Below are 20,381 nucleotides of genomic sequence, written 5' to 3' on the forward strand. Positions count from 1 at the left end.
TGGGGCACCGACGACGCGGTTCACGGCCGCGCGCTCGACGACGTCCTCCGAAACCGAGACCTCCACGTGACGGGCGCCCTCCGGCGGTCCCTCGAAACGTACGAGTACGACGACGGATTCCGCGCCGCCTGCGAGGAACTCGCCGTCGATCCGGCGGCGCTCTTCCGGGCGCGTGAGGAGCGCAGCGCGAGGCGCTCGATCGAACGTCTGGCGGCCGGCACGAGGCGGCTCTATCCCGACGTCGACGCGATCGGTGAACTCGCGGAGCGCGTCCCCGTCGGGCTCGTGAGCAACAACTACCACCCGACCGTGGAGTTCGTCGTCGACCACTTCCGGCTCGACGAGTTCTCCTTCGTCCGCGGTCGCGACCTCGGTCCCGACGGGTTCCGCCGTCGAAAGCCGGATCCGTACTACCTGAACGAAGCGCTGGACGCGCTCGGCGCCGAAGGGGGGCTCTACGTGGGCGACCGCGTCACCGACGTTATCGCCGCCGAACGAGCGGGACTCGACGGGGTGTTCCTCAGACGCGAGCACAACGCCGGGCTCGACCCCGAGCCCGAACCGGCCTTCGCGATGGAGAGCCTCCGGGAACTCGCTGACCTCGTCGGAGGGGACGCCGAGGCCGGAGAACAGACGCGTTCGGGCGCTGGCGCCGCGGTCGGATCCGACGGCGATCGCACGCCGTGAGCGGGCGCAGTCGGCCGTACCGGCGAGCGCAGGCGGTCCGGACGGAGAGCCGGCCTCAACGCCGGCGACGGGCGGGCGAGTCCGCGCGGTCGGTCGCCTCGGTCCCGCCGTCGGCCCGACCGGTCTCGCCGTCGGGAGCACGGTGACAGGTTCGGCAGCGCGTCTCACCGGCGATGAGGCGGGTCCCGCAGGCCGGACAGCGTCGGCCGCCGAGCCCGGCGGTCGCCGAGGCGAGGACGTCGGCGGGCGCCGGGCGAGGCGCCTCGACCGCGCCGCGGGCCGCCAGGCGATCGATCAGCGCGTCGTCTCGCATCCACGCGAGGACCCGCCAGAGCCCGAGGTAGAGGACCGTCGGGCCGGCGATGACGACGGCCGCGACCGCGAGTCGGCCGGCGAGCTCGACCGTGCTACCGACGCTCATACGAGTCGTTCGGACCGAAGGCGATTGTAGCTGTCGGCGAGACGTCCGGCGCGAGCGCCCGTGTCGGAGAACTGGAAACGGAGGCGCGCGACGCGCTCTCAGCTCATATCGGTGAAGACGACGGCGTCGCAGTCGGCGCAGGCCCTGACGGGACGTTCCGGGTTACCGCTGACGCCGCCGGGACCCCCGCAGCAGTTCCGGAGGGTCGTGTCGGTGACGTCGCCGCCGCAGACCGGACAGGTACTGACGAAGGTGCGGAGCGGCTCGGCCGCCTGTACACGCAGGTCGTGTGAGATGCCCTGGTCCGCCAGGGTCTCGACGGCGGCGGTCTCGGCGATGGCCACCGCCGGACTCAGCCACGCGTCCCAGTCCCCGGCCAGCAGCACCCGTTCGTCGTGGAACTCCCCTTCGACCGAGCTGTGAGAGGCCGCCGCCGTGCGGGCGGCGAGTTCCTCGCCCGGGAGGTCGCGGAGCTCGGCCATCCGGTCCTCAAAGGCCGTCTGGAACGCGTCGTCGAGGTACAGCCGGTCGCCGTCGGGCTCGACGACGCCGGCCTCGACGAGCGCCGTCATCATGGCCTCGGGGTCGCGATCGTCCGCGAGGGAGCCCGACTCGACGCCCGTGGGCGACTCGTGGCCGAACGCCACGGGAAGCGGGTCGACGAGCGCGGGCGCGAACCGGGGCGTTCCCGGGACGACGTATCCGCGGAGCGAGATGAGCGCCGCCCCGGCCGCGAGCGCGAGAAATCCGAGCGGGCGGTTTCGGCGAGAGAGCGCGAACGCGGCGACGCCCACGATGGCGGCGTTGAGGACGGTACACGGAAGACAGCGGTTTTCGCCGGTGTACTCCGGTCGGCGGAGTCCGTCGGCGGTCCGACGGAGCGACTCGAATCGGATCATCGGTCGTGGTGCGGGGCGCGGCGGGATAAACCTCAGGACCGAGCCGGGGATCAGGCGCGGAGGGCGCTGTCGCCGAGGGGTTCGCCGTACACCAGGCGGTAGGCGGCTGGGAAGGCGGCGAGACCGCCCACCTGTACGACGGCGCCGAGCAGCGTGAGCCACCAGTTCCCGACGGCGACCACGACGGCGGCGACACCCATCGACGACGCGACAAAGAGGAGGCTGAAGTAGCCGACCCGAAGCGGGAGCGAGGTGAGTTCGCTCCGTCGCGGCCACGCCCCGACGTCGACGGTGCGGTTCCGGAACTCCGCGAGCGCGATGCTCCCGGTGCCGATGGCGAGCAGTCCCGCCAGCGCCACCGCGTCGGGATAGACGTTTTGGAAGACCACCACGACGGCGAACCCCGGCGACGAGAGGAAAGAGAGCTCCATCCCGCCGAAGAAGATCCCTTCCAACCAGTCGAAGAACCGCGTGTACCACTCACTCATCGTTAGTCCGCGTGAGTTTCAACCGCAGAATCATAAGTCGTTCGACGGCTCCGGGACCGCGTTCGGTGCCACTGCGCAGAACCCGTTTACAGCCCCTTAACAGACGTTTTCCGGTGATTTATGCCGTCCAACAGACGGGTACGTCCGTCTCAATGGAGCCCCATTAGTTATATTAATGATGAGAATTAACCACACCTGTAATGGTTCATCCAGATCCAGACGAGACTGAGAGCGGAGTTTCGAGACGGAAGTTCCTCGGTGCCGCGGGCGCGACGGGTGCGGCGATGGGCGTCGCCGGCTGTCTGGGCGGCGACGGCGGCGACGGCGGCGACGGCGATGAGCCCATCCAGATGTCGATGGACGCGGAGTGGGAAGGCGCAGAGGAGCCGATCGTTCAATCGCTGTACGACGCCGGGCTCAGCGAGGAGATCGACGTCGAGTTCCTCCCGGGGGACTTCGAGACGGGCGCGCGGCAGACGGACTTCACGTCGGCGCTGGACGCCGGGCGGTCGAGTCCCGACATCTTCATGATGGACTCCGGCTGGACGATCCCGTTCATTGTCCGCGAACAGCTGGTCAACCTCAGCGAGGAGCTGTCCTCGGACACGCTGGACTTCGTCCAGAGCGACTACCTCGAGGCGGCGGTCAGCACCGCCAGTCACCCCGATTCGGGCGATCTGTACGGGCTCCCGGTGTTCCCCGACTATCCGGTGATGCACTACCGAAAGGACCTCGTCGAGGACGCCGGCTACGACACGGCCGACTGGGCCACCGAGCCGATGACGTGGAGCGAGTTCGCCGAGGTGGCCGCCGACGTCGTCGAGCAGAACGACGACCTCGACTACGGGTACACCACGCAGGCGGCCGACTACGAGGGCACCGCCTGTTGTACGTTCAACGAGATGATGACCTCGATGGGCGGCGCGTACTTCGGCGACCACGAGAATCTGTTTGGCCCGGTCGGCGAACGGCCGATCACGGTCGACGAGGAGCCCCTCTACGAGACCATCAGGATGATGCGCTCGTTCATGTACGGGCCGGACGAGGAGAACACTAACCCGGACATCCCGCAGATCAGCACCAGCGACCTCGTGGAGTTCACCGAGGAGCCCTCGCGGGAGCCGTTCACGAGCGGCGACGCCGTGTTCATGCGTAACTGGCCGTACGCCATCAACATCAACATCGACGACGGGGGGTTCACGGCCGGCGAGGACTACGACGTGATGCCGATGCCGTACGGCGTCGAGGACGGCGAGGGCAGCTACGAGGGAACCGGCGGGACGAACCACGCGCTCGGCGGGTGGCACCTCACCGTCAACCCGAACAGCGAGCGCCTCGACGACGCGATCGCGGTGCTGGAGGCGTTCGCCAACGAGGACGTGATGCTGACGGTGTTCGAGGAGCTGGGCAACCTGCCGCCGGTCGCCTCCGTCACGCAGGAGGCCACGGAAGAGCAGGTCGGCGACCTTGCGAACTTCCTCGACACGTTCGCCGTCGCCGCCGACAACACGGTGCCGCGGCCGGTGACGACGGCGTGGCCCGACGAGTCGCCGCTCATCTCCGGTGAGATCAGCGACGCGTACCGCGGCGAGAAGTCACCGGAGGACGCCATGGCCGACCTCGAAGAAGAGCTCGCCAGCATCGAGAACGAAGGGCAGTAACGCCCGGAGACACCCATGACAACGAACCAAGACACCGACACGCGGCTGCTCATGCGACCGCTGAACTGGCTCGAAACCCAGAGCGAGGCGACGTTCGCCTACGTTCTGCTAGCGCCGGCGTTCTTACTCTTGGCCGTCATCGCGTTCTTCCCGCTGATACGGACGTTCTCGTTCTCGCTGCTGGCCGACCAGACAGCACAACCGAGCCCGTTCGGCGAGTTCATCGGGTTCGACAACTACGTCGCCCTACTGACGGGCGAGGCGCTGCTGCCGCAGCAGTTCCTCGATCTATCCTTCGCGACGCCGATACTCCAGCAGGCGCTCTTCGTGACGCTCGCGTTCGCGATCCTCAGCGTGCTGTTCGAGACGCTGATCGGCTTCGGACAGGCGATCGTTCTCGACCAGGACTTCTACGGGCGACGCTGGGTCCGCGTCGCGATCATCATCCCGTACGCGATCCCCATCGTCATTCAGGCGATGATCTTCTATCTCATGTTCAACCCGACTATCGGGTTCGCGGCGCAGTTCATGCAGGGCATCGGCCTCTTCGGAGACAACCCGCTGACGAACACCACCGACTCATTCATCATCGTGCTGGTGGCCGACATCTGGAAGACGTCGGCGTTCATGGCGCTGCTCATCCTCGCCGGGCTCCAGAGCATCGACCGCGGGCTCTACGACGTCGCGCGCGTCTCCGGGGCCTCGCCGTGGCAGCAGTTCAAGTACATCACGCTCCCGCTCATCGCGCCGGCGCTGCTCGTGGCGATGCTGTTCCGGACGATGGACGCGATGCGCATCTACGGTCTCATCGACGCGACGGCCGGCTGCCAGACGGTGCCGTCGATGAGCTGTCTAGTTATCACCGCGCTGCAGAACACGCGACGCTGGGCGACTGCGTCCGCGGTCGCGTTCCTGACGGCCGTCGTCATCGGCGTGTTAGTCCTGCTGTACCTGATTAGCCTGCGCGATACGGAGGCCGGTGTGACATGAGCGAGAAAGACCAAGCCGATCTGGCGGCGATGGAACGCACGGAGGAGCCCGACCTCGACCGAGGGATGTTCGAGGCGTGGGCCGCGAAGATGATCTCGAACCCCGATCGGGCGTACAGAGCGACGTTCTACGTCGCGACGATCTTCTTCCTGGTCACCACGCTGTTCCCCTTCTACTGGCTGCTGATGGTGGCGATAACGCCGCGGAGCGAACTCGGCAGCGTCGGCGTCCTCACGCCCGGCGGGTTCAACCCGGGCGCGTTTATCGAGATCTTCACCATGCTGCCGTTCCACCGGTACGTCTTCAACAGCTTCCTGATCGCGGTCGTCGCGACCGTCATCGTGCTGTTCGTCGCGAGTCTCGCGGGGTACGTGTTCGGGCGACTCCGGTTCCGCGCGAAGAACGCGCTGTTGCTCGGCGTGCTCGTCACGTCGTTCTTCCCGCCCGCGGCCTTCTTCGTGCCGCTGAACCGACTGTTCAATCGGAACTTCGACATCCTGCGGCCGCTGATGCAGGACGGGTCGCTGTACAACACGCCGTACGCGATCTTCATCCCGCTGTCGGCGCTGTACCTACCGCTGTCGATCTTCATCCTGATGACCTTCTACTCACAGATTCCCGAGGGGCTCGAGGACGCCGCTCGCGTCGAGGGGACGACGCGTCTCGGTGCGCTCTTCCGGATCATCGTGCCGCTGTCGGCTCCCGGCGTCGCGACCGCCGGCGTGTTAACGTTCATTACCGTCTACAACGAGTACTTCTTCTCCTCGTTGATGACGGACGGGCGGCCACAGAACTGGGCCCCGATGTTGGAAGGCGTTCTCAGGTTCCGAGGCGAGTTCGAGACGCTGTTCAACCTCATGGCAGCGTCCAGTATCGTGGCGGTGTTGCCGGTCGCGATACTCGTCATCGTCGCACAGGAGAAGATCGTCAGCGGACTGACCGCGGGGGCGGTCAAGGAGTAAACCATGTCATCCGTAACACTGCAAGAGATCACGAAACAGTACGAGGACGTAACGGCCGTCGACGACATGAACCTCGAGATCCACGACGGTGAGTTCATCACCTTCGTCGGACCCTCGGGGTGCGGGAAGTCGACGACGATGGAAACGATCGCCGGTCTCACCCTCCCGACCGAGGGGAGCATCAGCATCGGCGAGCGGGACGTCACGAACCTGCCCCCGAAAGACCGGGGCATCTCCATGGTGTTCCAGAACATCGCGCTGTTCCCGCACATGGACGTCTACGAGAACATCTCCTTCGGGCTCCGACTCCGGAAGTACGACCAGGAGGAGATCGACCGGCGCGTCGACCAGGCGGCCGACGTCGTCCAGCTGGAGGGGATGATGGACCGGATGCCGAAGGAGATGTCCGGCGGACAGCGACAGCGCGTCGCCATCGCCCGCGCGATCGTCCGCGAGCCGGAGGTGTTCCTGATGGACGAGCCGTTGGCGAACCTCGACGCGGAGCTGCGCGTTCACATGCGCACGCAGCTCCAGCGGCTCCACCGCGAGCTCGACACGACGATCATCTACGTCACGCACGACCAGGCGCAGGCGATGACGATGTCCGACCGTATCGTCGTCATCAACGGCGGCGTGCTCCAGCAGGTGGCGCCGCCGCTGGAGTGTTACAACGAGCCGGCGAACCGGTTCGTCGCCGGCTTCATCGGCTCGCCCGCGATGAACTTCCTCGAGGGGGAAGCCGTCGACGACGGCTTCGAATCCGAGTACACGAACATCGACTTCGACCCCGAGACCCACGGGGTCACGCCGGGACAGGACATCACCGTCGGCATCCGCCCCGAGGACGTGTTCTTAGAGGAGGACTCCCACAAGGCGGACTCGGCGACGAAGGCGTTCGACGCCGTCGTCGACGTCTTGGAGCCGATGGGCAAGGAGATGAACGCCTACCTGCTGTTCGACCGCGACGTGGAGGCGAGCGCCGAGGGGCGCGGTGCGGGACAGCTCCTCATCAACCTCGTACCCGACACGGAGATCCAAGAGGGCGACGACATCCGGATCGTGATGGACCGCGAGAACGTCCACCTGTTCGACCGAGCGAGCGGCGAGGCGATCACGCACTCGCTGGAGTGAGCGACGCGCTCGCTCGCGAGAGCGGGTGGCGCGGGCGCCCGGTCGCTCGGCCGGGCATCGCGTTCGACGCGCTGCGGATCCCTTCTTCGGTCACGCGATGACGACGAGCGTGGCTGCGGGCTAATCGACGACGAGCGTGGCTGCGAGGTAATTACCGACGAACGTCGCCGTCCCGAACGCAGTCGACCGCCTCGACCGTGATCCGATGCGCCTCGACTTCCTCGACCATCGCACCCCAGCCGCCGACTTCGACGGTGCCGTCGTCGGTCTCGACGACGAGCGCGACCTGCCCGCCGTAGCTGGCGACGGCCTCCGCGCCGACCGCGCCGTCGCCGGTGACCGCGACGTCGGTGAGGACGCCCTCGACGACGCGGTCGGCGCCGGTCTCGGTGTCCGCCCCCTCGATCCGGAGCCGAACGGTCGCTCCGTCGCGGAGGAGCGGGGCGACGTCCCGGACGCAGTACCGGATGTCGATGTAGTCGATCGGCGGCTCGTCGTCGAGCGACGTGTAGATCGACTCCCAGGTGTCCCACTGGGTCGTCAGGAAGTACCAGTGGAACACGTACGTGTGGGTGCGGTCGTCGACGAGCACGCCGTACTCGTTGGTCGAGCCCGCGTGGGGCGCGAAGCAGGTCTTCGTTCGGTCGACGATCACCACGAACGGGGAAGGGAGTCGACGGTGGCGAGCCTCCGAGCAGACGCGAGCGAGCTGCTCCGAGGTCGGGAGGCCGGCCGAGTCGCCGTCGGGCGTGTGGAGCGACAGGTTGACGCGGACGCCGCGCTCGGTGGCCGCCTGGAGCGCCGGGCGCAGCCGGTCGAAGTGCTCGACGCCGAGCGAGACGTTCACCTGCGTCTCGGCGTCGCGGATGAACTCGTCGGCATTTTTGATCACGGTCTCGAACCGCGTGACGATGCTCACGGTCGACTGCTCGACGGACGGCTCGGTCCAGCGGCGTTCGATCTCCTCCGTCGCCGCGGTGAACCGGCTCGCGCGCGTTCGGAGGTCCTCAGTTATCTCGTCGAGGCTGTTCGCGCGGGCGTACAGCGACTCCTGCTCGTACGTCTCGATGTAGCCGACGCTCTCGAGGTCGCGCAGCACGTCGTAGATTCGCGGATCGGGCACCCCGCTCGCGTCGGCGACCCGCGTGACCGGGGCGGCCCCGAGTTCGAGGACCGTGACGTACGCGTTCGCCTGGTACGGCGAGAGGCCGGCGTCCTCCAGCGTCTCGATGAGCTCTGTACGGTCCACTCTCATACCCTGTTCCCGGACGGTCGTCGGTTCGTGACGGAGAGCGCCGCGACGCCGACCGGAGTCGTCCCCCCGACGAGATTGCCGCTCGTTCGCTTCAGTCCGTGTACCATGTCTTGGAGTACCACGGCAGTGATAAAACATTTTATTTCCAGGCCCGAAGGCGGATCGAGTCTCGGGGAGGTCGTCGAACGGTACCGGCCGGCTAAGGGTCGTGCGAAGGGACAGCAATCCGGTTCGAACTGACGGCGACGCGGTTCGAGCGGACGGCGACACGGCGCAGTCGGTCCGACTGAAAAGGCTTTATTCGGTTCGTCGTCGACTCGGAGTATGCACGAGACGTCCGGGAGCGGCGACGGCCGACGGCGGTCGCGGTGGACCAGAGAGCAGGCCGCGTCCATCGAGCGGCGTCACGGGAACGTCGCGCCGTCGGCCGGGGCACCGGAGGTCGATCCGTTTCCGGAACTCCACATCTGGGACACGTGGCTGCTCCGCGACCCCCACGGGGAGATCGCCGACGTCGACGGCTGGCGCCTCGCCTTCTCGTTGACGGCGCCGGCCGACCTCCTTCCCGGGAAGCGGCACGACGTGGCCGAGATCCGGTGTTTCTACTCCGGCGACGGCGAGACCTGGCACGACGCGGGGCCCGTCTTCGACGGCGGCGCGCTCGGTCAGCGGCAGTGGGCCGGCTCCGCGCTGTACGACGACGGCGATCTCTACCTCTATTACACCGCCGCCGGCGACGAGACCGCGGACAAGATGACGTACACCCAGCGGATCGCCGTCGCGCACGGTGGGGCGCTGACCGCGTCGAACGAGGGGGTCGAGCTCGCGGGTCCGTGGACCCACGAGACCCTGCTGACGCCCGACGGCGAGTGGTACGAGACCGAGGCCGGCTCGCGAGGGATGATCTACACCTTCCGCGACCCGTGGTTCTTCGAGGACCCGGCGACGGGCGAGACGTACCTGCTGTTCGAGGCGAACGCGCCGGCGCCCGAGCGCCCGGGCGACGACCCGGAGACGTCCCACCGGCGGGAGTTCAACGGCTGCGTCGGCGTCGCGGTCTCGGAGTCGGGCGACCCGCTGTCGTGGGAGCTCCGCCCGCCGCTGCTCGACGCGGTCGAGGTGAACCAGGAGCTCGAACGCCCGCATGTCGTCGTCGCCGACGGGCGCTACTACCTGTTCGTCTGCAGTCACGTCCACACGTTCGCGCCCGGCGTGACGGGCCCCGACGCCCTGTACGGGTTCGTCGCCGACGCCTTCGAGGGCGAGTACCGCACCCTGAACGGCTCCGGACTCGTCGCCACGAACCCGCCGGACGCGCCGTTCCAGGCGTACTCGTGGATGGCGTTCGCGCACGAGGAGGAGGTGCTCGTCCAAGGCTTCCTCAACTACTACGACTTCGCCGGCGACTCGCTGGACGCGATCGCTGACCTCCCGGAGGCCGACCAGCGCGACCGGTTCGGCGGCACCCTCGCACCGACGCTCCGGCTGGCGGTCGAGGGCGACCGGACCCGGCTGCTCGGCGCCCTCGGCGGGTGGCGGATCCCCACGCCGGACGAGCCGCTCCCGCCCGCCGACGGGTCCGCCCTCCCGACCGACGACGTGCTCCATGGCGAGGTCCCCGCGGGGGGTGCGGCCGGCGGCTACGCCGCGTTCCTCGGCGGTGCGAGCGGCGGCGCGGCTGTGAGCGAGCGAGACGAAACCGACGGACGGGCGGGTCCGAGCGAGGACGACGGGGACGGCGACAGCGGGGGCTGACGGGTCAGACCGAGCCGTCCGTCGGCATCGCCTCGCCCATCGCCCACGCCGAGAGCGACGAGATCGACGCGCGACCGCCCTCGGCGACGGCCGAGACCTCGACGGCGTCGTCGCGGGTCGGGTACACCCGGCTCGTCAGGCAGTGGCGGCCGTTCGCGTAGAGCTCGACCACGGACCGGTCGAGGAAGACCCGCAGCGAGAGCGGCTCGTCGTACGGCGGGACCGCCATCGACTGGGCGTCGGCGAACGCGTGGCCGTCGCCGCTCGACGGCGCCCGGTCGACCGAGAGCGTCCCGTCTCGCTCGTAGCGGATGGGGGTGTGCTCGGCTCGGTCCGGCGTCTCGAACACCGACAGCTCCACGGCGTCGGCGTCGTCCAGCGCGATCTCCGCCTCGATCTCGATCGCGGCGCCGGAGACGTCGAGCCGTCGACGCTCGTCGGGCGCGAGCTCGACCGCCGCGTCGGCGGCGAGCCGGTCGGTTCGGAGCTCCGCCACCTCGTCGGCGGGGCGCTGCCGGAGCCCGCCGTCGGGACCGGTCTCGATGACGCGCGGGAGCGAGAGCGCTCCGGACCAGCCGGCGTCCCACTGCGCCTCGACGTCGCGGGCCTCCGGGAGCCACCCCCACGTGAGCGTTCGATCGCCCTCGCCAGCGTCGGCCTCGTCGCCCTCGCCGGCGTCCGTCAGCGACTGCGGCGCGTAAAAGTCGCCGTGGTCGAGTAGCCCCTCGGACTCGACGGCGAACTCGCCGTCCGCGACGTCGCCGAGGAAGTAGACGACGTTCTCGTAGTCGGAGACGTGGAGGAGCCGGCGGTCGCCCAGATCGAGCAGCTCGGGGCACTCCCACACCGCCCCGGCGTCGGGACCGCCCGCGAGCAGGGGGCCCTCGTAGGTCCACTCGGTGAGCGCGTCGCCGGTGTACAGCAGAGCCGCGCCGCCGCCGTCGGCGAGCCCGGTGCCGACGAGGTGGTGCCAGCGGCCGTCCTCGCGCCAGACGTTGTGGTCGCGGAACTCGGCGCGCCAGTGCTCGGTCTCGAGCACCTCCAAGTCGGCCGGCGGCGACTCGATGACGGGGTTCCCGTCGTACTTGTCCCACGTCCGGAGTCCGGGGTCGCCGGTGGTCGCGAGACACGGGAGCTGGTCGCGGCCGTTTCCGCCCGTGTACAGCAGCGTCGGCGTACCGGCGTCGTCGACGGCACAGCCCGACCAGCAGCCGTCGCGGTCGGGGCCGTCGGGCGAGGGCGAGAGCGCCACCGGCTCGTCGGTCCACGTCACGAGGTCGTCGCTGACGGCGTGTCCCCAGTGGATGGTGTTGTGGAACGGGCCGCCGGGGTTGTACTGGTAGAAAACGTGGTACCGCCCGTTCCACCGGATCAAGCCGTTCGGGTCGTTCAGCCAGTTCGCCGGGGGCGTGAGGTGGTACGCCGGTCGTCCGCCGGGACCGTCCTCGCCGGTGTCGGCGACGCGCTCGCGGAGGCGACGCATATCGGCCGCGTCTGTCGGTCGACCGGGCGTCCCGTCGTCGACGGCGAGGCTCCGGAGGCAGCCGGCGACGAGCCGGTCCCGCGTCTCGGCGAACCGCTCGGTCGCCGGATCGTCGCCGGCCGCCGGCGGCTCGGCGAAGAGGACCGGCGCGCCCAGTCCGAGGACGGCGCCGTCGCCGGCGGTCCACGAGACCGCGGTCATCTGGTCGGGGACGTCCGCGTCGCCGCGGACGGTCGAGGCGAGCACCTCGCCGCGCTCGGGGAGCACCCGCTCGTAGCGGACCGCGGGGACCGTGCCGCGAGCGCGGAGCGGGTGGCGGAGCCCCTCCAGCGACGCCAGCGCCGGGTGGTCGGCGTACGCCGATCGCCACAGGACGCCGGTCGGCTCGGCGAGCGACTCGTCGTCGACGCGGTCGGGCGGAACCGACTCGACGGAGAGCCGGTCGACCGAGGCCATCGCGGCGAGCGTCAGGAGGAGCCCGCCGCCGTCGGCGAGGAAGCCGTCTATCGCTCCCGCCGCGTCGCCCACGGGGTCCGCGTCGGGGTACGGCGCCGCGCGGTGCCACCAGAGGACGTCGAACCGCCGGACCGGGTCGTCGCGGTCGCCGACGCCGGGGCCGGGGTAGGAACCGCCGAGCGACTCGCGCGCGTCCGAGTCGACGACCGGCGCGTGGGACAGATCGCCCGCGTCCGTCGCCCGGCCGGTGCCGTCCGCGGCCGCCGCGACCGCGTCGAACGGGACGACCTCGGCTGCCACCCCGTCTCGGGCGGTGAGCCACTCGAACGCGGCGCGCTGTTCCTCGGAGAACTCCCCCGCGGCGAGCACGCCGACGCGGAACGGCGACTCAGTCATAGACGTACTCACTCGATACCGAGTCAAAACCGTGTCGACCCCGTCGCGCCGTCGCGTGGGACGGCAGTGAGGGAGTCGCCAGCGTGGTAGCCCAGCGGCGCGCGAGTCGGGGAGCGGCCCGGCGGCGAACGTAACCGTCAGTGGCAACGACGGACGGGGGTTCGCCGGCAGGGTTTTTACCGTGCGAACGGAACACGTTCGCATGAGTACCGAAACGGTCGACACTGGGAGCGACCCGGCGATCGAGGTGACCCCCGACGCCGCGGAGGAGGCGCTCTCGCTACTGGAGGGAGAGGGGCTCGACACTGACGAGGCCGGCCTTCGGCTGTTCGTGCAGCAGGGCGGCTGCGCGGGCCTGTCGTACGGGATGCGATTCGACACGGAGCCGGAGGACGACGACCTGGTCGTCGAACACCACGGGCTCCGCGTGTTCGTCGACCCCGCGAGCCGGAACTATATCGGCGGGAGCAGGCTCGACTACGAGCACGGCCTGCAGGCCGCCGGCTTCGAGGTCGAGAACCCGAACGTCGTCTCCGAGTGCGGCTGCGGCGAGTCGTTCCGGACGTAGCGCGACGCCCCACCCTCTCCCGCCCGCCGTCGAGTCACGCTTTTAAGCAGTTCCGACGGGTACGGGTTGGTATGAGTCTCGACGCCTCGACGACGGCCGACGGCGAGCGGGTGTACACCGACCGAACAATGGTCGAGCGGGGCGCCGAAGGCCCGTTTTACGTCGTGTTCGCCGACGCCGACGGGTCGTCCCGGTGGGGGTTCCGCTGCGGGAACTGCGGCTCGTTCGACACCGCGATGGACACGATGGGTCGGATCCAGTGTACGGCGTGCGGCAACATCCGGAAGCCCGACGAGTGGGACGCCGCCCACGAGTGACGGCGCAGCGGGCGGCCGGGCGTACGACCGCCGGTTGGGAACGGCCGAGGCCGCCGACCTTCGAAGGGCCGAGGCCACTAGCATTCGAAGGGCCGAAGCCACCCGACGCAAGCGCGTACAGGCGTCGAATATCCGGGAACGCGTACCTCCCGGGAGACGCCGTGAACGGCCCGCAACGGGACGCATGACCGGATCCGCAGAATCGTGCGAAAGTTTATCACAGATGACGGTCAACATCGAAGTAGATGGCCACTGCGAGCATCCCACCAACGACGGAGGCCAGAGACGTCTTTCGCGAACTCGGATACACCGTTTCCGAGGGCGGACAAGAGTTCATCGCGGAACGGAAATGGAGACGTGTGCTCGTGACGGTGTTGTGTATGGACGACGACGACTTGGACCCGTATCTGGCCGACGGCGGTGAGACGCCGCGGCTGCGCTGTTTCGTCACGTGGCGCGACCGGGCGGGCGACCTCCGCGACCGCCTCGTCTCCAAGAAGCCACCGTACGACTGGGCGGTCATCGGCATCGACAACGACGGCCAGGACTTCGCGGTGATGGAAGGCGCGCCGGGAAGTCCCTGAGTACGGCCCTCCCGCGCTCCGCCGCCGGGCCGCGATCCCCAACGGTTTTGCGTCGCTCCTGAGTTGGTGCGCGCATGGTCGAGGGGACGATTCTACCGGGTGACGCGAGTCGAGAGTGGTGGCGGGAGGCGGTCGTCTACGAGATCTATCCGCAGAGCTTCAACGACAGCGACGGCGACGGGATCGGCGACCTGCAGGGGGTCGCGGAGAAGGTCGACTACCTCGACGAGCTCGGCGTCGACGCCGTGTGGCTGACGCCGATTTACGACTCCCCACACGCCGACAACGGCTACGACGTCCGCGACTACCGGTCGATCCTCCCGGCGTTCGGGACGATGGCCGACTTCGAGGACCTGTTGGCGGTGCTCCACAACAGGGACATCCGCGTCGTCCTCGACATCGTCCTCAACCACACCTCGGACGAACACGAGTGGTTCCGGCGGTCGCGCCGCGGGGAGGACGGCTACGAGTCGTTCTACCACTGGGTCGACGGCGATCCCGACGAACCGCCGAACAACTGGACGACCGGGTTCGGCGGCTCGGCGTGGACCTACGACGAGGTGCGGGGCGCGTGGTACCTCCACCTCTTCGACGAGAAGCAGCCGGACCTCAACTGGCGGACCCCCGCGGTCCGCGGGGCGATGCACGACGTCGTTCGCTTCTGGCTCGAGAAGGGCGTCGACGGGTTCCGGCTGGACGTGTTCAACGTCATGTCCAAGCCCGAGGGGTACCCCGACGGCGACCCGGACGAGGACTGGGTGGGGATCGAGCACTTCGCCAACGGACCGCGGATCCACGAGTACCTCCGCGGCCTGTCCGAGGAGGTCCTCTCCGAGTACGACGCCGTGACGGTCGGGGAGGGGATGGACCTCTCGCCGCGGGACGCGAAGCGGTACTGCGGCCCGTCCGGCGACGGACTCAGCATGACGTATCACTACGGCCACACCTCGCTGGACGTCGGCGAGGACGGCTGGTGGGACGTCGTCGACTGGGAGGTCTCGGAGGTGCGCTCGGTCCTCAGCGACTGGGCCCGGGCGCTGGAGCTGACCGACGCGTGGAACACGGTGTACCTCGGGACCCACGACACCCCGCGGATCGTCTCCCGGTTCGGCAACGACGACCGCTACCGCTGCGAGTCCGCGACGCTCCTGGCGACGCTCCTGTTGACGCTGCCCGCGACGCCGTTCCTGTTCCAGGGCGACGAGATCGGGATGACGAACTACCCGTGGTCCGCCCGCGGGGAGATGCGCGACGCCGACGCGACCAACCGCGTGGACGCCGCCCTCGAGTCGGGCGCGATCGACTCGTTCGCGGCGGCCGAGGACGTGGTCCGCTACCGCTCGCGCGACAACGCCCGCACGCCGGTGCAGTGGACCGACGGCGAGCACGCCGGCTTCACCGACGGGGAGCCGTGGATACCGGTCAATCCCGACCGCGACCGCGTCAACGTCGCGGCCGACCGCGACCGCGACGACTCGATATTCGGGTTTTACAGCGACCTGATCGACGTCCGCGACGACTCGGAGCCGCTTCGATACGGCGTCTACGACCTCCTGACCGACGACCACCCGCGGGTGTGGGCGTACACCCGTCGGACCGACGACGAGGCGGTCCTGGTCGCGGTGAACTGGGCCGGCCGGACCTCGCGGGTCGACCTCGGGTCCGCGGGGTCGGTCGCGTCGGTGCTGGCGTGTAACTACGACGACCCCGGGACCGACCTCGGCGCGATCGCCCTGCGACCGTACGAGGCGCGGGTGTACCGGCTGGCGTAGCGCCCCCGGACCGAACGTATAATAGGTCACGGAGAGATGACACGTTCACCGGGCGCGCGAGGTCGTGCGCCGGGTGGTGACAACACATGGTTTTCAAGAAAATCACGCTGATCGGGACGAGCGAGGAGAGCTTCGACGCCGCCGCGGACGACGCGATCGACCGCGCCGAGGACACCCTCGAGAACGTCTACTGGGTGGAGGTCCAGGAGTTCGGCGTGGAGCTCCAGAGCGCGGCCGACCGGGAGTACCAGGCCGAGGTCGAGGTCGCGTTCGAGCTCGAAGACTGAGGGAGCGACGCGCGTCGACCGGCGATCGAACCGAGCCTCATTTTTTATACCGCAGTAGCGGTCTCGGACGACGTCGGCCGTCGACATATAAACGACCGGCCGGAGACGCTCGGCGAACGCGGCCGTCGACCGACGCCACCGTCGCCTCACTACTCGCGCCACCGCGAGGTCGATTTATAAGCGAGCGCCGGGGTCGAACACCTATTTATCCGACCGCGACCACGGGCCGGATATGACTGCGTCACGCGCGCCGGCGGAGCCCGAGGTCAGGGAGTTCGAGGCGACGGTGGAGTCGGTCGACGGCTGCGAGGTTGTCCTCGACGAGACGTTCTTCTACGCCGAGTCCGGGGGGCAGCCGGCCGACAGGGGGACGGTAGACGGCGTCCTCGTCGACGACGTGATCGAGCGCGACGGGCGGGTCGTCCACGTGCTCGACGCGGAGCCGTCCGTCTCGGACGGCGAGACCGTCTCGGCGGTGGTGGACGACGCGTTCCGGACGTACTGCACTCGCGCGCACACCGCCTCGCACGTGCTCTACGGCGCCGCGCGCCGGACCTGCGAGGACCTCGGCTACGCCGGCTTCGACATCTCGCCGGAGAAGGTGCGCGTCGACCTGACGACGGCCGCGCCGTTGGACGACGGCGACCTCGTCGAGCTGGAACGGCTCGCCAACCGCGCCGTCTGGGACTCGCTGCCCGTCTCGTGGGAGACGTTCCCCGCCGACGAGGCCCGCGCGGTCGACGGGGTCGCGTTCAACACGAAGACCGAGGAGGGCGCGATGAGCGGCGGCGAGGCGGTCCGCGTCGTGACCGTCGGCGGCGGCCCCGCGGGCGACGCGGAAGAGGGCACCGTCGACTCCGGACCGGCCTGGGACGTCGCCGCCTGCGGCGGCACCCACGTCCGGAACACGAGCGAGATCGGCCCGATATCGGTGCTCGACCGGTCGAACCCCGGCGAGGGCGTCACCCGCGTCGAGTTCGCGGTCGGTCCGACCGCGATCGACCGCGGCGCCGCGGTCCACGCGGCCGCGCTCGACGCCGCGACGAGCCTCGACGCGCGGATCGGCGACCTCCCCGACGCGGTCGGCCGCCTCCGCGACGAGGTCGACCGGCTGGAGGGGGAGCTCCGGGACGCCCGCGCCGACCTGCTGACCGCCCGGCTCGCCGAGTTCCCGACCGCCGAGGTCGACGGGGCGACGTGGGCGGTGGGGGCCGTCGGCGGCGCCGAGCCGAACGACCTGCGCGAGCCGGCGGAGACCGTTCTCGCGGGCGACGGTGAGGGGAGCGACGGCGACGCGTCCGGCGACGCCCCCGACGCGGTCGCGGCGGTCGGCGGGGGCGACGCGCCGTTCGTGGTCGTGGCGGTCGCGGGCGGCGCGGCCGGTGAGGGGGGTCCCGACGCCGGCGCGGTCGTGGACGCCGTCACCGACGAGTTCGGGGGCGGCGGGGGCGGCGGCCCGACGTTCGCGCAGGGCGGCGGGCTCGACGCCGATCCCGACGCCGTCGTCGCGTGGCTTCGGAACCGATGACCGGGAAGCTCGACCGCGAGGCGCTCGCGGCGGTGCTCGCGGCGACCGGCGCCGACGACGCGGCGGTCGAGACGGGGCCCGCCTACGGCGAGGACGCGGCCGCGATCGACCTGACGGGCGCGGCGTCGACGCTCGTCGTCGCCGCCGACCCCCTCTCGCTGGCGGCCCAAGCGGTGGGCGAACTGGCGGTCCACATCGCCTGCAACGACGTGGCCGCGAGCGGCGCCGACCCGCGGTGGCTCACGCACACCCTCTTCCTGCCCGACGACGACCCGGGGCGCCTGCGGACGGTCACGGAACAGGTGGACGCCACCGCGCGCGACCTCGGCGTCGCGATCGTCGGCGGCCACACGGAGGTGTTGCCGTCGCTGGAGCGCCCCCTCTGTTCGATGACCGCGCTCGGGACGACGGACCGTTTCGTCTCGAGCGGCGGGGCGGAGCCGGGCGACCGCCTCCTCCTCACGAAGGGCGCCGGGATCGAGGCGACCGCGATCCTCGCGACGGACTTCCGCGCGGAGTGCGCCGAGGCGGGCGTGTCGGCCGCGACGCTCGATTCGGCCGCCGCGTTCCTCGACGAGGTGAGCGTCGTCCCCGACGCGGCCGCCGTGCGCGACGCCGCGACCGCGATGCACGACCCGACCGAGGGCGGGCTGCTGACCGCCCTCGTCGAGACCGCGGCCGCGACCGGAAGCGGGACGGTCCTCGCGGTCGAGCGCGACCGGGTCCCGGTTCGACCCGAAACGCGGGCCTGCTGTGCGGCGTTGGGCGTCGACCCGCTGGCGACGTTCGGCTCCGGCGCGCTGTTGGCGGCGGCCCCGCCCGAGCGCGTCGACGAGGCGACCGACGCGCTGGCGGCCGCCGGGATCGCGGTCGGCGAGATCGGCGAGGTGCGGGCGGCGGACGACGACGCCGACTCCGACGCGGGCGCCGTCCTCCTCGACGGCGAGCGGATCGAGGAGCCGCCGCGCGACGAGCTGTACCCGTTCTGGGAGAGCGCATAGCCCCACCCCCGATCGCTCACTTTTTTCCGTGTGAGATCGAATCCTGTGCCATGACTGGCGCACGCGTCGGCTCGTCGCTCACCGACGAACAGGAGGCGATCCGGGAGCTCGTCCGGGAGTTCGCGGTCGAGGAGCTCCGGGCCGGAGCCGGCGAGGCCGACGAGACCGAGTCGTTCCCGGAGGACGCCTGGGGCGGGCTCGCGGAGATCGGGCTGACCGGGCTGACGGTCCCGGAGGAGTACGGCGGCTTCGACGCCGACGAGACGACCTACGCGATCGTCAACGAGGAGCTGGCGTACGGGCACCTCGCGGTCGCGACCGCGCTGTCCGTCCACTGCCTCGCGACCTCCTGTATCGCCGAGTTCGGCAGTGAGGCCCAACGGGAGCGCTGGCTCCCCGAGATGGCGGCCGAGGGACGGCCCGTCGGGATGTTCTGTCTCTCCGAGCCGCACGCGGGGTCGAACCCGGCGGAGATGTCGACGACAGCCGAGTACGACCCCGAAACCGACGAGTACGTCCTCAACGGCGAGAAACAGTGGATCACGAACGGGAAGCGGGGCGGCGTCGCGATCGTCTTCGCGAAGGCGGTCCGCTCCGACGCCGGAGCGGGGGAGGCGGCGGGCGAGGGCGATGCCGACGACCGCGGGTCGATCACCCAGTTCCTCGTGCCCGCCGACACGGAGGGGTTCGAGGTCGGCAAGAAGGAGGAGAAGCTCGGGCTCCGCGCCTCCGACACGACCGGGATCAGCTTCGACGGCTGCCGGATCCCGGCCGAGAACCGGCTCACGGAGGAGGGAAGGGGGCTCTCGGCCGCCTTCCGGACGCTGACCGGCGGTCGGATCGGGATCGCGGCGCAGGCGGTCGGGGTCGCGCAGGCCGCGCTCGACGAGGCGACGTCGTACGCGACCGAGCGCGAGCAGTTCGGCGAGCCGATCGCCGAGATCCAGACGATCCGTCACAAGTTCGCGGAGATGGCGACGGACGTCTCCGCGGCCCGCCTGCTCGTCCGCGAGGCGTGTCGACAGGCCGAGGCGGGCGAGGACAACCGCGTCGCGGCCTCGAAGGCGAAGTACCGCGCGAGCGAGGCGGCGATGTCGGTGACCAACGAGGCCGTGCAGATCCACGGCGGCTACGGCTATACCACCGACTTCGACGTGGAGCGCTTCTACCGCGACGCGAAGATCACGGAGATATACGAGGGGACCACGGAGATCCAGAAGACGATCATCGCGCGGGGGGTGCTAGGCGAATGACGGGGAGCGACGGAGCGACCGGTCTCGCGGGCTACGACGCGATCGTCTACGACCTCGACGGGACGCTCGTCGAGCTCGCTGTCGACTGGGGAACGGTGGCGTCGTCCGTGCTCGAGGTGTACGCCAAACACGCGGTCAAGCCGCCGACGAAGGACCTCTGGGGGCTGCTGGAGTCGGCCGACGAGTACGGGATCGGCGACCCGGTCGAGGAGGCGGTCGCGCTCCACGAGCGGGCCGGCGCGCGCGACTCGACGCTGCTCCCGCTCGGGGAGCGGCTCATCGAGGCGGACGGCGGTCGGGCGAGCGCGCCGCCGGCCGGGGTCTGCTCGCTCAACTGCGAGGAGGCGTGCCGGATCGCCGTCGAGACCCACGGGCTCGGCGACGCGCTCGACCCGGACGCGATCGTCGGTCGCGACACCGTCGAGACGCACAAGCCGGAGCCGGAGTCGCTGCTCGCGGCGGTCGACCGCCTCGGCGCGGAGGCCGA

General features: G+C 69.9%; 20 protein-coding genes. 15 read left to right on the forward strand and 5 right to left on the reverse strand.

The features are described 5' to 3' along the window. Nucleotides 1–687 (forward strand): HAD family hydrolase (locus tag R6U01_RS05885; RefSeq protein ID WP_410285532.1); only part of this gene is annotated, 687 nt, incomplete at its 5' end. Nucleotides 688–742: 55 nt separating this feature from the next. On the opposite strand, the gene R6U01_RS05890 is transcribed toward R6U01_RS05885, so the two are convergent. From R6U01_RS05890 to R6U01_RS05900, 3 genes are all read right to left on the reverse strand, one after another. Further along, a complete protein-coding gene (locus tag R6U01_RS05890) occupies nt 743–1,108 on the reverse strand; it encodes a hypothetical protein (RefSeq protein ID WP_410285533.1) in 366 nt (121 codons plus the stop codon). A gap of 98 nt (nt 1,109–1,206) precedes the next feature. Continuing rightward, the gene (locus R6U01_RS05895; protein WP_410285534.1) at nt 1,207–2,007 is read right to left on the reverse strand and encodes a hypothetical protein; all 801 of its coding nucleotides are present in this window, start codon (nt 2,005–2,007) and stop codon (nt 1,207–1,209) included. Between the two features lie 50 nt (nt 2,008–2,057). After that, complete coding sequence (locus R6U01_RS05900; RefSeq protein WP_410285535.1) at nt 2,058–2,495, reverse strand: hypothetical protein; 438 nt, start codon at nt 2,493–2,495, stop codon at nt 2,058–2,060. Between the two features lie 200 nt (nt 2,496–2,695). Here R6U01_RS05900 and R6U01_RS05905 point away from each other — a divergent pair, with 200 nt between their 5' ends. From R6U01_RS05905 to R6U01_RS05920, 4 genes are read left to right on the forward strand one after another with little or no spacing between them, the layout of a single operon-like run. Then, the gene (locus R6U01_RS05905) at nt 2,696–4,156 is read left to right on the forward strand and encodes an extracellular solute-binding protein (protein WP_410285536.1); all 1,461 of its coding nucleotides are present in this window, start codon (nt 2,696–2,698) and stop codon (nt 4,154–4,156) included. Between the two features lie 15 nt (nt 4,157–4,171). After that, nucleotides 4,172–5,146 (forward strand): carbohydrate ABC transporter permease, encoded by a 975-nt coding sequence (locus R6U01_RS05910; RefSeq protein WP_410285537.1) that lies wholly within the window; start codon nt 4,172–4,174, stop codon nt 5,144–5,146. Beyond that, entirely contained in the window at nt 5,143–6,108 is a 966-nt protein-coding gene (locus R6U01_RS05915; protein WP_410285538.1) for a carbohydrate ABC transporter permease, read from the forward strand. The genes R6U01_RS05910 and R6U01_RS05915 overlap by 4 nt, the downstream gene beginning before the upstream one ends. A gap of 3 nt (nt 6,109–6,111) precedes the next feature. Next, complete coding sequence (locus R6U01_RS05920; protein ID WP_410285539.1) at nt 6,112–7,239, forward strand: ABC transporter ATP-binding protein; 1,128 nt, start codon at nt 6,112–6,114, stop codon at nt 7,237–7,239. 151 nt (nt 7,240–7,390) lie between these two features. Here R6U01_RS05920 and R6U01_RS05925 read toward each other — a convergent pair whose 3' ends face one another. After that, nucleotides 7,391–8,494 (reverse strand): TrmB family transcriptional regulator, encoded by a 1,104-nt coding sequence (locus R6U01_RS05925; RefSeq protein WP_410285540.1) that lies wholly within the window; start codon nt 8,492–8,494, stop codon nt 7,391–7,393. Between the two features lie 324 nt (nt 8,495–8,818). Here R6U01_RS05925 and R6U01_RS05930 point away from each other — a divergent pair, with 324 nt between their 5' ends. After that, the gene (locus R6U01_RS05930) at nt 8,819–10,249 is read left to right on the forward strand and encodes a glycoside hydrolase family 68 protein (protein WP_410285541.1); all 1,431 of its coding nucleotides are present in this window, start codon (nt 8,819–8,821) and stop codon (nt 10,247–10,249) included. Between the two features lie 4 nt (nt 10,250–10,253). On the opposite strand, the gene R6U01_RS05935 is transcribed toward R6U01_RS05930, so the two are convergent. After that, a complete protein-coding gene (locus R6U01_RS05935) occupies nt 10,254–12,584 on the reverse strand; it encodes a glycoside hydrolase family 32 protein (protein ID WP_410285542.1) in 2,331 nt (776 codons plus the stop codon). Nucleotides 12,585–12,786: 202 nt separating this feature from the next. Between R6U01_RS05935 and R6U01_RS05940 the strand changes: the two genes are divergently transcribed. The 9 genes from R6U01_RS05940 to R6U01_RS05980 all read left to right on the forward strand — a co-directional run. Then, complete coding sequence (locus tag R6U01_RS05940; RefSeq protein ID WP_410285543.1) at nt 12,787–13,152, forward strand: HesB/IscA family protein; 366 nt, start codon at nt 12,787–12,789, stop codon at nt 13,150–13,152. 71 nt (nt 13,153–13,223) lie between these two features. Then, a complete protein-coding gene (locus tag R6U01_RS05945; protein WP_410285544.1) occupies nt 13,224–13,469 on the forward strand; it encodes a DUF5816 domain-containing protein in 246 nt (81 codons plus the stop codon). Between the two features lie 245 nt (nt 13,470–13,714). Continuing rightward, the gene (locus R6U01_RS05950; RefSeq protein WP_410285545.1) at nt 13,715–14,053 is read left to right on the forward strand and encodes a hypothetical protein; all 339 of its coding nucleotides are present in this window, start codon (nt 13,715–13,717) and stop codon (nt 14,051–14,053) included. A 74-nt stretch (nt 14,054–14,127) separates the two neighbouring features. Beyond that, nucleotides 14,128–15,825 (forward strand): glycoside hydrolase family 13 protein, encoded by a 1,698-nt coding sequence (locus R6U01_RS05955; protein WP_410285546.1) that lies wholly within the window; start codon nt 14,128–14,130, stop codon nt 15,823–15,825. 86 nt (nt 15,826–15,911) lie between these two features. Then, complete coding sequence (locus tag R6U01_RS05960; protein WP_410285547.1) at nt 15,912–16,112, forward strand: dodecin; 201 nt, start codon at nt 15,912–15,914, stop codon at nt 16,110–16,112. Nucleotides 16,113–16,344: 232 nt separating this feature from the next. Beyond that, on the forward strand, nt 16,345–17,640 hold the full coding sequence (locus tag R6U01_RS05965) for an alanyl-tRNA editing protein (protein WP_410285548.1): 1,296 nt from the start codon (nt 16,345–16,347) through the stop codon (nt 17,638–17,640). After that, nucleotides 17,637–18,641, forward strand: coding sequence for an AIR synthase family protein (locus R6U01_RS05970; protein ID WP_410285549.1), 1,005 nt, complete (start codon nt 17,637–17,639; stop codon nt 18,639–18,641). Before R6U01_RS05965 ends, R6U01_RS05970 begins: the two co-directional genes overlap by 4 nt. 50 nt (nt 18,642–18,691) lie before the next feature. After that, nucleotides 18,692–19,894 (forward strand): acyl-CoA dehydrogenase family protein, encoded by a 1,203-nt coding sequence (locus R6U01_RS05975; RefSeq protein ID WP_410285550.1) that lies wholly within the window; start codon nt 18,692–18,694, stop codon nt 19,892–19,894. Then, nucleotides 19,891–20,381: HAD family hydrolase (locus tag R6U01_RS05980; RefSeq protein ID WP_410285551.1), on the forward strand; the 491-nt coding region annotated here is incomplete at its 3' end. The genes R6U01_RS05975 and R6U01_RS05980, both read left to right, overlap by 4 nt.

Origin of the sequence: Halorubrum sp., assembly GCF_046498025.1 — an archaeon.
Classification (GTDB): Archaea; Halobacteriota; Halobacteria; order Halobacteriales; family Haloferacaceae; genus Halorubrum.

Coding starts and splice junctions, on each gene's coding strand:
- R6U01_RS05920 (WP_410285539.1), top strand. CDS start 6,112: ATGTCATCCGTAACACTGCAAGAGATCACGAAACAGTACGAGGACGTA.
- R6U01_RS05910 (WP_410285537.1), top strand. CDS start 4,172: ATGACAACGAACCAAGACACCGACACGCGGCTGCTCATGCGACCGCTG.
- R6U01_RS05945 (WP_410285544.1), top strand. CDS start 13,224: ATGAGTCTCGACGCCTCGACGACGGCCGACGGCGAGCGGGTGTACACC.
- R6U01_RS05975 (WP_410285550.1), top strand. CDS start 18,692: ATGACTGGCGCACGCGTCGGCTCGTCGCTCACCGACGAACAGGAGGCG.
- R6U01_RS05935 (WP_410285542.1), bottom strand. CDS start 12,584: ATGACTGAGTCGCCGTTCCGCGTCGGCGTGCTCGCCGCGGGGGAGTTC.
- R6U01_RS05900 (WP_410285535.1), bottom strand. CDS start 2,495: ATGAGTGAGTGGTACACGCGGTTCTTCGACTGGTTGGAAGGGATCTTC.
- R6U01_RS05890 (WP_410285533.1), bottom strand. CDS start 1,108: ATGAGCGTCGGTAGCACGGTCGAGCTCGCCGGCCGACTCGCGGTCGCG.
- R6U01_RS05965 (WP_410285548.1), top strand. CDS start 16,345: ATGACTGCGTCACGCGCGCCGGCGGAGCCCGAGGTCAGGGAGTTCGAG.
- R6U01_RS05940 (WP_410285543.1), top strand. CDS start 12,787: ATGAGTACCGAAACGGTCGACACTGGGAGCGACCCGGCGATCGAGGTG.
- R6U01_RS05930 (WP_410285541.1), top strand. CDS start 8,819: ATGCACGAGACGTCCGGGAGCGGCGACGGCCGACGGCGGTCGCGGTGG.
- R6U01_RS05955 (WP_410285546.1), top strand. CDS start 14,128: ATGGTCGAGGGGACGATTCTACCGGGTGACGCGAGTCGAGAGTGGTGG.
- R6U01_RS05960 (WP_410285547.1), top strand. CDS start 15,912: ATGGTTTTCAAGAAAATCACGCTGATCGGGACGAGCGAGGAGAGCTTC.
- R6U01_RS05925 (WP_410285540.1), bottom strand. CDS start 8,494: ATGAGAGTGGACCGTACAGAGCTCATCGAGACGCTGGAGGACGCCGGC.
- R6U01_RS05905 (WP_410285536.1), top strand. CDS start 2,696: ATGGTTCATCCAGATCCAGACGAGACTGAGAGCGGAGTTTCGAGACGG.
- R6U01_RS05950 (WP_410285545.1), top strand. CDS start 13,715: ATGGCCACTGCGAGCATCCCACCAACGACGGAGGCCAGAGACGTCTTT.
- R6U01_RS05895 (WP_410285534.1), bottom strand. CDS start 2,007: ATGATCCGATTCGAGTCGCTCCGTCGGACCGCCGACGGACTCCGCCGA.
- R6U01_RS05970 (WP_410285549.1), top strand. CDS start 17,637: ATGACCGGGAAGCTCGACCGCGAGGCGCTCGCGGCGGTGCTCGCGGCG.
- R6U01_RS05915 (WP_410285538.1), top strand. CDS start 5,143: ATGAGCGAGAAAGACCAAGCCGATCTGGCGGCGATGGAACGCACGGAG.